This window comes from Nocardioides palaemonis (assembly GCF_018275325.1).
Classification (GTDB): domain Bacteria; phylum Actinomycetota; class Actinomycetes; order Propionibacteriales; family Nocardioidaceae; genus Nocardioides; species Nocardioides palaemonis.
Genome location: NZ_JAGVQR010000001.1, coordinates 678,416 through 690,877 on the forward strand (window position 1 = coordinate 678,416; position 12,462 = coordinate 690,877).

Below are 12,462 nucleotides of genomic sequence, written 5' to 3' on the forward strand. Positions count from 1 at the left end.
AACTGCAAGAAGGAGAGGGACATGATGACCGAGAACGACGACGAGGGCCGCAGCCGACGCGGCCGTGGCCGCGGCGAGCGCGGCGAACGACGGGGTCGCCGCGGCGGCTGGCAGGTCGCCGACCTGCCGCCCGCCGACGACGCCGCGGACTGGTTCCGCGGACGGCTGCCGGACGGGTGGTTCAGCGAGGTGGACGTGCGCGCCGACCGCGAGGAGATCACCGTGCTCGGCACGCTGGCCGAGGAGCACGCCGCCGGTGCCGACGGCGCCGAGGCGGAGGGCCGGATCAGCCGGTTCCGCGCCGACACCAAGGCCGAGCGGATCGAGATCGCGCTGGAGGCGCAGGCGCGCTACGAGCGCAAGGTCTCGTGGGGCGTGCGTCTCGGCGACACCGAGGCGCTCTTCACCCACGTGGCCGCACCCGTGATGACGCGGCTGCGCCAGCCCGAGCGGCAGGTGCTCGACACCCTGGTCGACGCGGGGGTCGCGCGCTCGCGCTCCGACGCGCTGGCCTGGTCGGTCCGCCTGGTGGGCCAGCACGCCGAGGAGTGGCTCGGCCAGCTGCGCGACGCGATGTCGGAGGTCGACAAGCTGCGCGGCGAGGGCCCGTCGCTCTGACGGCCTAATCCGCTGTCGGGCCCGCACCGGGGCGCACTACGGTGCGGGCCATGACGATCGAGCGATCCGAGCCGCCCTACAGCACCGACGAGGTCGGGATGCTGCGCGCGTTCCTCGACCACTACCGCGCGACCATCCGGCTCCAGGCCGCGGGACTCACCGACGCCGAGCTCGACCAGCCGCTCGCGCCCAGCGACCTCACGCTCGGCGGGATGCTCAAGCACCTCGCGTTCGTCGAGGACTACTGGTTCTCCTACCACCTCGCCGCCCACGAGCCGGCGCCACCGTGGGACACCGCGCCGTGGGACGACGACCCCGACTGGGACTGGCACAGCGCGGCGGGTGCGACGCACGCCGAGCTCGATGCGCTGCTCGCGGCTGCGATCGAGCGCTCGGACCGCTTCCTCGACGACGCCCTGGCGGCCGACCCCGAGCTCGACCGCCCCGTCGCACGCCCGCGATCGCCCGAGAAGGGCGAGACCGCCACCGTGCGGTGGGTGCTGGTGCACATGGTGGAGGAGTACTGCCGCCACGCCGGCCACGCCGACCTGATCCGCCAGTCGATCGACGGGGCGACCGACGTGTGACGATCCGCGTCGACCTCGGTCGAGGGGGAGCGCTGCGGGCGTTCGTCTGGTGGAATGGGCCGCATGGCTGACACCATCCGCGTCTACCTCCTCGACGACCACGACGTCGTGCGGCAGGGGCTGAGGTTCCTGCTCGAGCAGCAGGACGACATCGAGGTGGTCGGCGAGTCCGCGACCGCGACCGAGGCGGCCGCCCGCATCCCGGCCCTGCGACCCGACGTCGCCGTCCTCGACGCGCGCCTGCCGGACGGCTCCGGGATCGAGGTGTGCCGCAGCGTGCGCACCGTCGACCCGTCGATCAACGCGCTCATCCTCACCTCCTACGACGACGACGAGGCGCTGTTCGCCGCGATCATGGCCGGCGCCGCGGGCTACGTGCTCAAGGAGATCCGCAGCTCCGACCTGGTCGCAGCGGTGCGCCACGTCGCGGCCGGCAAGTCGCTCATCGACCCCGCCATGACCGCGACGGTCCTGGAGCGGATCCGCAACGGGCCGGAGACCCCGGACGAGCTCGCCTCCCTCACCGACCAGGAGCGGGTGCTGCTCGGCCACATCGCCGAGGGCCTCACCAACCGCCAGATCGCCGAGCAGATGTTCCTCGCCGAGAAGACGGTCAAGAACTACGTCTCCAGCATCCTCTCCAAGCTCGGCCTCGAGCGCCGTACGCAGGCGGCCGTGCTGGCCTCCAAGCTCCTCGGCGACGGCCCCCAGCGCTGAGGGCAGGTCCCGGACGGGACCTTCGCCCCCCTCCTCCCGTGACCGCAGGCCCTGACCGCGGCCGCGTGGGCACGCGACTCTGGTGGTGACCCGGAGAAGCACACCATCGAAGGAGGGGATGACGATGAGCGTCATCCATCGCCACCGCCACGAGGCCGAGACCCGGACCCCGCCCGTGGTGGCACAGGCCGGAGCACCGGCCGCCGAGAGCCACGACCACGACCACGACCGCGGACCCTGGTTCGACCGGGCCCTGGCCACGCTGCGGATCGCCTACGGAGTCACCTTCCTGTGGGCCTTCCTCGACAAGACCTTCGCGCTCGGCTTCCACACCGGCTACGACCAGAACGGCGTGCTGGACCGGTTCGGCCCCGCTGCGTGGATCAACGGCGGCAGCCCGACCGAGGGATTCCTCTCCTTCGCCGTCCCCGCCGACAACCCGTTCCACGGCTTCTACACCGGCCTCGCCGGTCACGCGTGGGTCGACTGGCTGTTCATGGCCGGCCTGCTCGGCATCGGCGTGACGCTGCTGCTGGGAGTGGGCGTGCGGGTCGGAGCCGCGGCGGGCGCGCTGATGTACGCCTTCATGTACGCCGCGTCGCTCCCGCTCGAGAACAACCCCGTCGTCGACGACCACCTCGTCGGCATCATCGTGATGGCGGTCCTCGCCCTCGGCGCGGCCGGCACCACCTGGGGGCTGGGTCACTGGTGGAGCAGGCAGGAAGTGGTGAAGCAACACCCCGCCCTGCGCTGACACCAGGCCCCCGGTAGGCCCGACGCATCCCCCGCGTCGGGCCTTTCCGCATTCCCTTGTGTGCCGGCGTCGGGCTCAGGTGAGCGGCACCCGCCACACGAGGACCGTGCCGCGGTCCCCGACCGGGGACACCTCGAGGCTGCCGCCGAGGTCGTCGGCACGGCGGCGGGCGTTGCGCAGCCCGCTCTGCGGGGCGTCGTCGGGCACGCCCACGCCGTCGTCGGCGACCCGCAGCTCGAGGCGGTCGGCGGTGACGGTGACGTCCACCTCCGCGCTGTCGGCCAGCGCGTGCCGCGCCACGTTGGAGATCGCCTCGCGCAGCACCGCGACCAGCTGGGCGCCGAGCTCCGGCGAGACGGCCGTGTCGACCGGGCCGGACGTGCGGACCACGGGGGAGAAGCCCAGCACCGGGACGTACTCCTTGACCAGCTTGCGCACCGCCGCCCGCAGCGAGTCGCCGCTGCGGTCCTGCAGCTCGAAGATCGTGCCGCGGATCGCCTTGATGGTGTCGTCGAGGTCGGACACGGCGGCGTCGAGGCGCTCGGTGACCGGTCCGGTGCCCGACATGGCCGCGACTCCCTGCAGCTGCAGGCCGGTGGCGAAGAGCCGCTGGATGACGATGTCGTGCAGGTCGCGGGCGATCCGCTCCCGGTCGGAGATCAGGGCGAGCTCCTGGCGGTCGGCCAGGGCCTGCGTGCGGTCGAGCGACAGCGCGACCTGGTCGGCGAAGCCCGCGAAGAGGTCGCGCTCCTGCACGTCGAGCAGGCCGGAGCCGGGCTCGGTCACCGCGACGAGCGCCGACACCGGCGCGAGGTGGGAGCGCAGCGGCACCACGACGAGCCGGGCGTCGTCGACCTCGACGGTCGACACCGGGCTCCCCGTCTCGACCTCGGCGTCCTCCCGGGCCTGCGCCAGCAGGTCCGCGACCAGGTCCCGGTCGCCCTCGCGCGCGACGCTCACGGTGTCGTGCTCCGGACCCGCGGACGACCACAGCGCGACCGCCCGGGCGCGCGACACCTGGCGCGCGGTGGACACGATCTGGTGCAGCGCGGACGTGATGTCGACCGGTGGCTGCAGCACCTCGGCGAGGTAGCCGGAGGCCTCGAGCCACTGGCGCCGTCGCTCGCTGGTCGCGAAGGACCGCGCGTTGCTGACGACGTACCCGGCGGTGCGGGCGAGCTCCTCGACCAGGAGCTCGTCGGCCTCGGTGAACGGGCCGCCGCCTTCCTTCTCGGTGAGGTAGAGGTTGCCGAAGACGGTGCCGCGGATCCGCACCGGCATGCCGAGGAAGGTACGCATCGGCGGGTGGTTCGGCGGGAAGCCCACCGACCGCGGGTGCGCGGCGAGGTCGGCGACCCGCAGCCCCGACGGGTCCTCGATGATCACGCCGAGGATGCCGTGCCCGCGCGGGAGGTCGCCGATCAGCCGCCGGGTCTCCTCGTCGATCCCGGTGGTCACGAACTCGGCGAGCAGCCCGTCGCGGCCGAGCACCCCGAGCGCGCCGTAGCGCGCACCGGTGAGGACGGTCGCCGCCTCGACGATCCGGGTGAGGGCGAGGTCGAGGTCGAGGTCGCTGGCGATCGCGCTGACCGCCTGGAGCAGCGAGCGGGCGTCCGCGCCGAGGTCCGCCGACCTCGGTGCGGTCCCGTCGCTGGAGTGCGTCACGGGGCCAGTCTGGCCCACGCCCCGTGGGGGTGCCACGACCGTCAGGCGAGACGTCGTACGGGCAGGTGGTCCCAGGGGTCCCATCCGTCGCCGACCTGACGACCGCTCACCTCGGTCCACGGGATCCGGACGACCAGGTTGCGCTGTCCCGACGCCCACGGCCTCGGCTCCCAGGTGCGGGCGATGTGGGCGAGCTCGGCCGGGTCGTCCACGAAGACCGCGCGGCCGCGCACCGACACGCTCCACCCGCGCTTGTTCTCGTAGTCGAACTGGTCGATCTCGAAGCAGACCTGGGCGTCGCGTCCGTAGGTCCCGAGCAGGCTGTAGGCGGTCGTGCGGAGCAGCACCGACTCCTCGTCGACGGAGTAGTTGACCGGCAGGATGTGCGGCCCCGTCGGCGTGCTGAGCGCCACCCGACCGGCGACACCCGACGTCAGCAGCCGGGCGCACTCCTCCCGGGACAGGTCGTGGGTGGACTGCATGCGGGCCTCCTTCGCCGAGGGTTCCACCCTCCCCGAGCGGCCCCGACGCAGGCAGGGTCCAAGGTCCTGACCGCCGCGGGCCGCTGGACCGTCACGCGTGGCTTCGAGTGCGCTCCACGTTGACGGGCCGGTCTAGCGTGGAGACGTGAGCGACACCAGCCAGACCCCGCACCCCGAAGCCAGCACCCTCGGCCAGCTCCGCGCGAGCGGCCACGAGCTCAAGCCGCTGCGCGTGGAGCTGCGCGACAACCTGATCGCCCGTCTCGCCGCCGGGGAGGACCCGTGGCCCGGGCTGCACGGGTTCGAGGACACCGTCATCCCCCAGGTCGAGCGGGCGTTGCTGGCCGGTCACGACATCGTGCTGCTCGGCGAGCGCGGCCAGGGCAAGACCCGGCTGCTGCGCTCGCTGGTGGGCCTCCTCGACGAGTGGACGCCGGTGATCTCGGGCTCCGAGCTCGGCGAGCACCCCTACGAGCCGATCACCGTCACGTCGCAGCAGGCGGCCGCGACCTACGGCGACGACCTCCGCGTCTCGTGGCGGCACCGCGACGAGAGGTACGCCGAGAAGCTCGCGACGCCGGACACCTCGGTCGCCGACCTGATCGGCGACGTCGACCCGATGAAGGTCGCCGAGGGCCGCCACCTCGGCGACCCCGAGACGATCCACTTCGGCCTCATCCCGCGCAGCCACCGCGGCATCGTGGCGATCAACGAGCTGCCCGACCTCGCGGAGCGGATCCAGGTCGCGATGCTCAACGTGATGGAGGAGCGCGACATCCAGATCCGCGGCTACGTCCTGCGCCTGCCGCTCGACGTGCTGGTCGTGGCCAGCGCCAACCCGGAGGACTACACCAACCGCGGGCGGATCATCACCCCGCTCAAGGACCGCTTCGGCGCCGAGATCCGCACCCACTACCCGCGCGAGGTGGAGCAGGAGATCGCCGTCATCGACCAGGAGGCCGACCTCGTCGCCGAGGTGCCGGCGTACCTCCTCGAGGTGCTGGCCCGCTTCACCCGCAACCTGCGCGACTCCCAGTCGGTCGACCAGCGCTCCGGCGTCAGCGCCCGCTTCGCGATCGCCGGCGCAGAGACGATCGCCGCCGCCGCGCTGCACCGGGCCACCACCCAGGGCGAGGACGAGGCGGTGGCGCGCGTCGTCGACCTCGAGACGGCGGTCGACGTGCTCGGCGGCAAGATCGAGTTCGAGACCGGCGAGGAGGGCCGCGAGACCGAGATCCTCACCCACCTGCTGCGCACCGCCGTGGCCGAGACCGTCCGCGCCCACCTGGCCGGCATCGACCTGCGGCTGCTCGTCGAGGCGATCGAGGAGGGCGCGATGGTGACCACCGGAGCCCGCGTCGGCGCCCGCGACTTCCTCGCTGGTCTCCCGGTGCTGGGCGAGTCCGACCTCTACGACCAGGTCTGCGACCGGCTCGGGGCCACCAACGACGGCGAGCGCGCCGCGGCGCTCGAGCTCGCCCTCGAGGGGCTCTACCTCGCGCGGAGGATCGGCAAGGACGCCGACGCCGGGGAGACCGTCTATGGCTGAGGCGGTCCTCACCTTCCGGCCCGGCACGCTCGCCGACGTCCCGGGCTTCCGCGCGCTCGGCGAGGCCGTCGTGCCGCCGACCTACGGCCCGATCGACGCGGCGTACGCCCAGCGGATGCTCGACGAGTGGTGGATCCCGGCGCGCTTCGAGGCGTCGCTGGCGGTCAACGCCCACCTCGTCGCCGAGTGCGACGGGCAGGTCGTCGCGATGGCCGCGTTCGGCCGGCTGTCGCAGTCGCACCGCGAGTTCCCCCACGTCACCGGCGACCGCGAGGTCATGTGGAAGCTCTACGTCCACCCCGACCACCACGGGCGCGGCATCGGCAGCCGGCTGCTCGCCGAGGTCGAGGCGATGGTCGAGGGCGACGAGCTGTGGCTCGAGGTCGTCGAGGGCAACGAGCCGGCGTTCGCGTTCTACCGCGCGAAGGGCTTCGTCGAGGTCGAGCGGATCGGCGACCGGGAGTGGCCCGACGACGTGTGGCTGCGCAAGTCGTTGGAGCAGAAGGCGCTCCGATGAGCCGCTTCCGCAAGTACGAGGGCGGCGACCCGCTCGCCCCGCCGGTCGACCTCGCCGAGGCGCTCGACGCGATCGGGCAGGACGTGATGGCCGGCTACAGCCCCGAGCACGCGATGCGCGAGTTCCTGCGCCGCGGCGGCACCGACCAGGCCGGCCTCGACGAGCTCGCCCGCCGGGTGGCGGAGAAGCGGCGCGAGATCCTGCAGCGCAACAACCTCGACGGCACGATGCAGGAGGTCCGCGAGCTCCTCGACCGGGCCGTCCTCGCCGAGCGCGGCCAGCTCGCCCGTGACATCACGATGGACGACGGCGACCGGGCGTTCCGCGAGCTCATGCTCGACAACTTGCCGTCCTCGACGCCGGCTGCGGTCAGCGAGCTGTCGTCCTACGACTGGCAGTCCTCGGAGGCCCGCGAGGCGTTCGATGCGATCAAGGACCTGCTCGGGCGCGAGCTGCTCGACCAGCGCTTCGCCGGCATGAAGCAGGCCCTCGAGGGGGCCACCGACGAGGACCGGCAGGCGGTCCAGGACATGCTGTCGGACCTCAACGACCTGCTCGAGAAGCACGCGTCCGAGGGGGTGAGCGAGGAGGAGTTCGCCGACTTCATGGACAAGCACGGCGACTTCTTCCCCGAGCAGCCGAAGGACATGGACGAGCTGCTCGACTCCCTCGCCCAGCGTGCGGCTGCCGCCCAGCGGATGCTCAACTCGATGACGCCGGAGCAGCGCCAGGAGCTGATGGAGCTGTCCCAGCAGGCGTTCGGCTCCCCGCAGCTGATGGAGCAGCTCGCCCGGATGGACGCCAACCTCCAGGCGCTGCGGCCCGGCGAGGACTGGTCGGGCTCCGAGAGCTTCGAGGGCCAGGAGGGGATGGGGCTCGGCGACGGCACCGGGGCGCTGCAGGACCTCGCCCAGCTCGACGCGCTCGCCGACCAGCTCGCCCAGTCGCACCGCGGCGCCCGGATGGACGACGTCGACCTCGACGCGCTCGCCCGGCAGCTCGGCCAGGACGCGGCGGTCTCGGCCCGTGCACTGCAGGACCTCGAGCGGGCGCTGCGCGACAGCGGCTACCTCAAGCGCGGCTCCGACGGCGAGCTGCGGCTCTCGCCCAAGGCGATGCGCCAGCTCGGCAAGGCACTGCTGCGCGACGTGGCCGAGCGGATGAGCGGTCGCTCGGGCGCCCGCGAGACGCGTACGACCGGGCTGGCCGGCGAGCCCTCCGGCGCCACCCGGCGCTGGGAGTTCGGCGACACCGAGCCGTGGGACGTGCCGCGGACCATCACCAACGCGGTGCTCCGCGAGCGCGGCGCGTCGCCGGTGCGGATCCAGGTCGACGACATCGAGGTGACCGAGACCGAGGCCCGCACCCAGGCGGCCGTCGCGCTGCTGGTCGACACGTCCTTCTCGATGGCGATGGACGGCCGGTGGGTGCCGATGAAGCGCACCGCCCTGGCCCTCCACCAGCTCGTGCGCTCGCGCTTCCGCGGCGACGACCTGCAGCTGATCGCCTTCGGCCGGCACGCGCAGGTGATGGACGTCGAGCAGCTGACCGCGCTCGACGCGCGCTGGGACAAGGGCACGAACCTGCACCACGGGCTGCTCCTGGCCAACCGGTTCTTCCGCAAGCACCCCAACGCCCAACCGGTGCTGCTCGTCGTCACCGACGGCGAGCCGACCGCCCACCTCGAGCCCGACGGCGAGGTGTGGTTCTCCTACCCGCCGCACCCGCTCACCATCGCCCACTCGGTGCGCGAGCTCGACGCGGCCGCGCGGCTCGGCGCCCAGGTGACCTTCTTCCGGCTCGGGGAGGACCCGGGCCTCGCGCGCTTCATCGACTCGATGGCGCGCCGGGTCGACGGCCGGATGGTCAGCCCCGAGCTCGACGACCTCGGCGCCGCGGTCGTCGGCTCGTACCTCGGCTCGCGGGGCCCGGCCTCGTCCTACCGCGAGCAGTTCGGGGACTGGTACGGCGGTGGGCGCGGGTTCTGGGTCTAGCCTCCAGGCTGCCGTTCGGGCGCACCGCCGCCGCACGTGCGGTGGTTCTCGCCCTCGCGGACGTACCGACTCCGGCGACGTCATGGCCAGTGGCTGTTCCGGCGACCGCTCTCCATGACGTCATGACAGCTGCCGGTGCGTGGTTGGCTGGGTCCGTGACCGACCAGCTGACCGCCCGCCGCTTCCTCGAGGCCGAGCCGGCCGCCGTCTTCGCCGTCCTGACCGACCCCGAGGGGCACGTCGAGATCGACGCCTCCGGCATGCTGCAAGCGGCGACCGGCCAGCCCGTGACGGCTGTCGGCGACCGGTTCACGGTGCACATGGACCGCGAGGCCAAGGGGGACTACCCGATGGGCCGCTACGACGTCGAGGTCGTCGTCGACCGCTTCGAGCAGGATCAGGAGATCGCGTGGTGGATCGACGGCACCGTCAAGCCGCCGATCGGACACACCTACGGCTAAGTCCTCGAGCCCGGCGAGGTCGAGGACCGCGCCGGTACCTGGGTCACGTCGGTCTACGACTGGTCGCAGGTCGGCGACGACTGGCGTCCGATCTTCCCGGTGGTGACGGAGCCCGAGCTGCGCGCGACCCTCGGCATCCTCGACCGGGTCGTGCGACGCCGCGGCGTCACGGCGTAGGGCCGGCCGCCTCGAGCATCCGCATCAGCTCGGCGCCCATGTGCTCGATGACGGCGTCGAGGGCCTTCTTCGGCCGCACCATGACGGTGAAGTCGACGATCTGCCCGTCGGCGTCCCAGGTGATCATGTCGACGCCGGACACGTCGTAGCCGCCGACCCGCGTGCGGAACTGCAGGACCGCGGAGTCCTCGCCGAGCCACTCGCGCTCGTAGGCCAGCTCCGGACCGAGCACGGTGAAGGCGGCCGTGAGGTAGCCGACGACGGTGTCACGGCCCTCCTGAGGCGCGTGGACAGCAGGGCTGCGGAAGACCGCGTGCTCGGCGACCAGGGCGGGGAGGCCCGCGGGCTCGCGGCTCTCGACGACGGCGTGCCAGCGGGCGAGGGCGTCGGCTGCATCCATGACGGCATCGTGCCACCCTGACCCCGTGGACCTGCGTGACCTGCCCCGCGTCGTGTGGGCGCTGGCTGCGGCGCGGTTCGTGTCGTCGGCCTCGTCGTTCACGATGCTCTTCCTCACCCTCTACCTCACCGGTCCGCGCGACCTCGGCACCACGACCGCCGGTCTGCTCGCCGGCTCGGTCGGGGTGGGCATGCTGCTCGGCAACTTCACCGGCGGCCGCTGGGGCGACCGGCTCGGCCACCGCCGCGTACTGCTGGGGGCGAGCTCGGCCGCCGGCCTGCTGCTGGTCGTCGTGCCGGTCGTCCCCGTGTGGGTGCTGGCCGTCCTGCTGCCGGCGCAGGCCTACCTCGCGGCCACGGGCTCGGTCTCCTCCGGCGCCCTGTCGGCGCTCGCGGTGCCCCGCGGGCAGCGGCGTACGTCGGTCGCGGTCGGTCGCGCCGCCTCCAACGCGGGGTTCGTGCTCGGGCCGCCGCTCGGCGCCCTGCTGGTGACGTGGAGCTATGAGGCGATGTTCGTCGTGGACGGGCTGGCCATCGTCCTGGTCCGGCTGGCGCTGAGCCGGGCCCTGCCCCGGGAGGCGGTCCACACCGCGACCCCGGCGCAGGCTCCGGGCTTCGTCCGCACCCTGCGCGGCGACACCTCGCTGCTGGTCCTGCTGGTCGGGGTCGTGCTGGTCGACCTGGTCTACCGCCAGCTCTACTCCACGCTGCCGCTCCACCTGCGCGACGAGGGCCAGCCGGTGTGGCTCTACGCCACGGTGGTGGCCGTCGGCTCGGGCCTGATCCTGGTGCTGGAGATCCCGGTCGCCCAGCGGCTCCAGCGGCTCGGGGCGCTCGGGATCGTCGCCACCGGCTACGCCCTCGTCGGGCTCGGGACCGCGATGTTCGGCCTGCCGGTCTCGGTCGGCACCGTGCTGGCGGCGATGGTCGTCCTGACGGCTGGCGAGATCCTCTACAAGACCACCGCGACCGCGTACGTGCTCGATCGCGCGCCCGACCACCTGGTCGGGCGCTACCAGGGTCTCTACACCGGCGCCGCGACGAGCGGCACGCTCCTCGCCGCCCCGGTCGGGACGGCGGTCTACGCCTCTGCGCCGGAGCTGCTGTGGCCCCTGATGGGCGCGCTCGCGCTGCTCGCGGCCGCCGTCGTCGTGGCCGCCGACCGGCTCAGTCGGCGAAGCCCGGCAGCGACTCCTCGAGGATCTCGCGGAACGGCACCGACGCGCCGAGCTGGCTGAGCAGGCCGAGCGACCCCAGCCAGGTGCGGTGGATGAGCAGGTACGACGTCGGCAGGTTGAGCTTGGTCGCGAGCGTGAACGACTCCGCGCGCGGGTCGTTGATCCGCTCGAACTGCTCGCGCATCCAGTCGCGCGTGAAGGTGAACCGCTCCTGCCCGGCGGGCTCCACGAAGGGGGAGAGGTAGTTCAGCAGCATGCCGGGGTCGACGGTGATCCGGTCCTTGATGAAGCCCTCGGCGCGCAGCCCGGCCACCAGCGACTCCTCGTCGGAGTCGAGGGCGATCCGGATCAGGCGACCCATCGCTGACGGGAGCTGGCCGTCGGGCAGGCGCGCGACGGCCCCGAAGTCGAGCACGCCCAACCGACCGGCTCCGTCGTCCGGCACCACGCGGAAGTTCCCGGGGTGCGGGTCGGCGTGCAGCATCCCGGTGCGGTGCGGGCCCTCGAAGAGGAAGCGCACGAAGAGCTCGCCGTAATGGTCGCGCTCGGCCTGCGTGCCCTCGCGGATGACGTGGGCCAGCGAGTGCGAGGAGTCGAGCCACTCGCTGACGAGGACCTCGGTGCCGACGGCGACCACGCCCGGCACCACGATGGCGGGGTCGTCGGCGAACGCCTCGGCGTAGGCCGCCTGGGCGTCGGCCTCGAGGTGGTAGTCGAGCTCCTCGGCCGCCCGGTCCTGCAGCTCGGCGACCAGCGGCTTGACGTCGATGCCCGGGAAGACCGGCGCGACGCCCTTCGCCAGCCGGGCGATCTGGCGCAGGTCCGACATGAGGGCCTCACCCGCGCCGGGGTACTGCACCTTGACCGCGACGTCGAGCTCCTCGCCGGTCTCCTCGTCGAGCCACCGGCCGCGGTGGACCTGGCCGATCGACGCGGCCGCGGTGGGGGCGCCGTCGAGCCACACCAGCCGCTGGCCCCAGTCGGGACCGAGGTGGGTCGCGAGCTGCTCGCGGACGGTGGAGGTCGGCATCGGCGGAGCGGAGTCCTGGAGCGCGGTCAGGTGCTCGCGGTAGGGGGCGGACACCTCCTCGGGCAGCGCCGCCTCGAGGACGCTGAGCGCCTGGCCGAACTTCATCGCGCCGCCCTTGAGCTCGCCCAGGGTGCGGAACAGCTGCTCGGCGGTGCGTTGCTGGACCTCGGTCAGCACGGCCTCGGCCGGCTTGCCGCCGAGGCGCTTGCCGAGACCGACCGCCTGCCGGCCGGCGTACCCGAGGGGCAGCGCGGCCAGCCGTGCCGTGCGGGCCGCGGCCTTGCGGGGGAGCTCGGTCATGTCGCCATCATCGCCGATGGCTGGTGACCGGGGC

13 protein-coding genes are annotated in these 12,462 nt (G+C 73.0%); 9 read left to right on the top strand and 4 right to left on the bottom strand.

Annotation, left to right across the window (positions count from 1 at the left end; translation table 11 throughout):
• Positions 1-21: 21 nt before the first annotated feature.
• The 4 genes from abmR to KDN32_RS03190 all read left to right on the top strand — a co-directional run bounded on the left by abmR (position 22) and on the right by KDN32_RS03190 (position 2,676).
• Complete coding sequence (gene abmR / locus KDN32_RS03175) at positions 22-618, top strand: ATP-binding transcription factor AbmR (RefSeq protein WP_283093360.1); 597 nt, start codon at positions 22-24, stop codon at positions 616-618.
• A gap of 50 nt (positions 619-668) precedes the next feature.
• Positions 669-1,205, top strand: a complete 537-nt coding sequence (locus tag KDN32_RS03180) for a DinB family protein (RefSeq protein WP_211730660.1) — start codon at positions 669-671, stop codon at positions 1,203-1,205.
• Between the two features lie 63 nt (positions 1,206-1,268).
• Positions 1,269-1,922: a response regulator gene (locus KDN32_RS03185; RefSeq protein ID WP_211730661.1), complete on the top strand. Its 654-nt coding sequence runs from the start codon at positions 1,269-1,271 to the stop codon at positions 1,920-1,922.
• Positions 1,923-2,046: 124 nt separating this feature from the next.
• Positions 2,047-2,676 (top strand): hypothetical protein, encoded by a 630-nt coding sequence (locus tag KDN32_RS03190; RefSeq protein WP_249216338.1) that lies wholly within the window; start codon positions 2,047-2,049, stop codon positions 2,674-2,676.
• Between the two features lie 75 nt (positions 2,677-2,751).
• Here KDN32_RS03190 and KDN32_RS03195 read toward each other — a convergent pair whose 3' ends face one another.
• Together KDN32_RS03195 and KDN32_RS03200 are read right to left on the bottom strand one after the other, a co-directional pair.
• The gene (locus tag KDN32_RS03195; protein ID WP_211730662.1) at positions 2,752-4,341 is read right to left on the bottom strand and encodes a GAF domain-containing sensor histidine kinase; all 1,590 of its coding nucleotides are present in this window, start codon (positions 4,339-4,341) and stop codon (positions 2,752-2,754) included.
• Positions 4,342-4,382: 41 nt separating this feature from the next.
• Positions 4,383-4,823: a pyridoxamine 5'-phosphate oxidase family protein gene (locus KDN32_RS03200; RefSeq protein ID WP_211730663.1), complete on the bottom strand. Its 441-nt coding sequence runs from the start codon at positions 4,821-4,823 to the stop codon at positions 4,383-4,385.
• A 145-nt stretch (positions 4,824-4,968) separates the two neighbouring features.
• On the opposite strand from KDN32_RS03200, the gene KDN32_RS03205 reads away from it, so the two are divergent.
• From KDN32_RS03205 to KDN32_RS03220, 4 genes are all read left to right on the top strand, one after another.
• Positions 4,969-6,372 carry a sigma 54-interacting transcriptional regulator gene (locus KDN32_RS03205; RefSeq protein ID WP_211730664.1) on the top strand — a complete coding sequence of 468 codons (1,404 nt, stop codon included), beginning with the start codon at positions 4,969-4,971 and terminating at the stop codon, positions 6,370-6,372.
• Complete coding sequence (locus KDN32_RS03210; protein WP_211730665.1) at positions 6,365-6,889, top strand: GNAT family N-acetyltransferase; 525 nt, start codon at positions 6,365-6,367, stop codon at positions 6,887-6,889. Before KDN32_RS03205 ends, KDN32_RS03210 begins: the two co-directional genes overlap by 8 nt.
• Positions 6,886-8,883 carry a vWA domain-containing protein gene (locus KDN32_RS03215; RefSeq protein ID WP_211730666.1) on the top strand — a complete coding sequence of 666 codons (1,998 nt, stop codon included), beginning with the start codon at positions 6,886-6,888 and terminating at the stop codon, positions 8,881-8,883. The genes KDN32_RS03210 and KDN32_RS03215 overlap by 4 nt, the downstream gene beginning before the upstream one ends.
• Positions 8,884-9,038: 155 nt before the next feature.
• Positions 9,039-9,344 carry an SRPBCC family protein gene (locus KDN32_RS03220; RefSeq protein ID WP_211730667.1) on the top strand — a complete coding sequence of 102 codons (306 nt, stop codon included), beginning with the start codon at positions 9,039-9,041 and terminating at the stop codon, positions 9,342-9,344.
• A 166-nt stretch (positions 9,345-9,510) separates the two neighbouring features.
• Here KDN32_RS03220 and KDN32_RS03225 read toward each other — a convergent pair whose 3' ends face one another.
• Positions 9,511-9,921 (bottom strand): nuclear transport factor 2 family protein, encoded by a 411-nt coding sequence (locus tag KDN32_RS03225; RefSeq protein ID WP_211730668.1) that lies wholly within the window; start codon positions 9,919-9,921, stop codon positions 9,511-9,513.
• Positions 9,922-9,946: 25 nt separating this feature from the next.
• On the opposite strand from KDN32_RS03225, the gene KDN32_RS03230 reads away from it, so the two are divergent.
• Positions 9,947-11,158 (top strand): MFS transporter, encoded by a 1,212-nt coding sequence (locus tag KDN32_RS03230; protein WP_211730669.1) that lies wholly within the window; start codon positions 9,947-9,949, stop codon positions 11,156-11,158.
• Here the strand turns inward: KDN32_RS03230 and KDN32_RS03235 are convergent.
• Positions 11,088-12,428, bottom strand: coding sequence for an ABC1 kinase family protein (locus KDN32_RS03235; protein ID WP_211730670.1), 1,341 nt, complete (start codon positions 12,426-12,428; stop codon positions 11,088-11,090). The two genes, KDN32_RS03230 and KDN32_RS03235, sit on opposite strands and share 71 nt — an antisense overlap.
• Between the last annotated feature and the right edge of the window lie 34 nt (positions 12,429-12,462).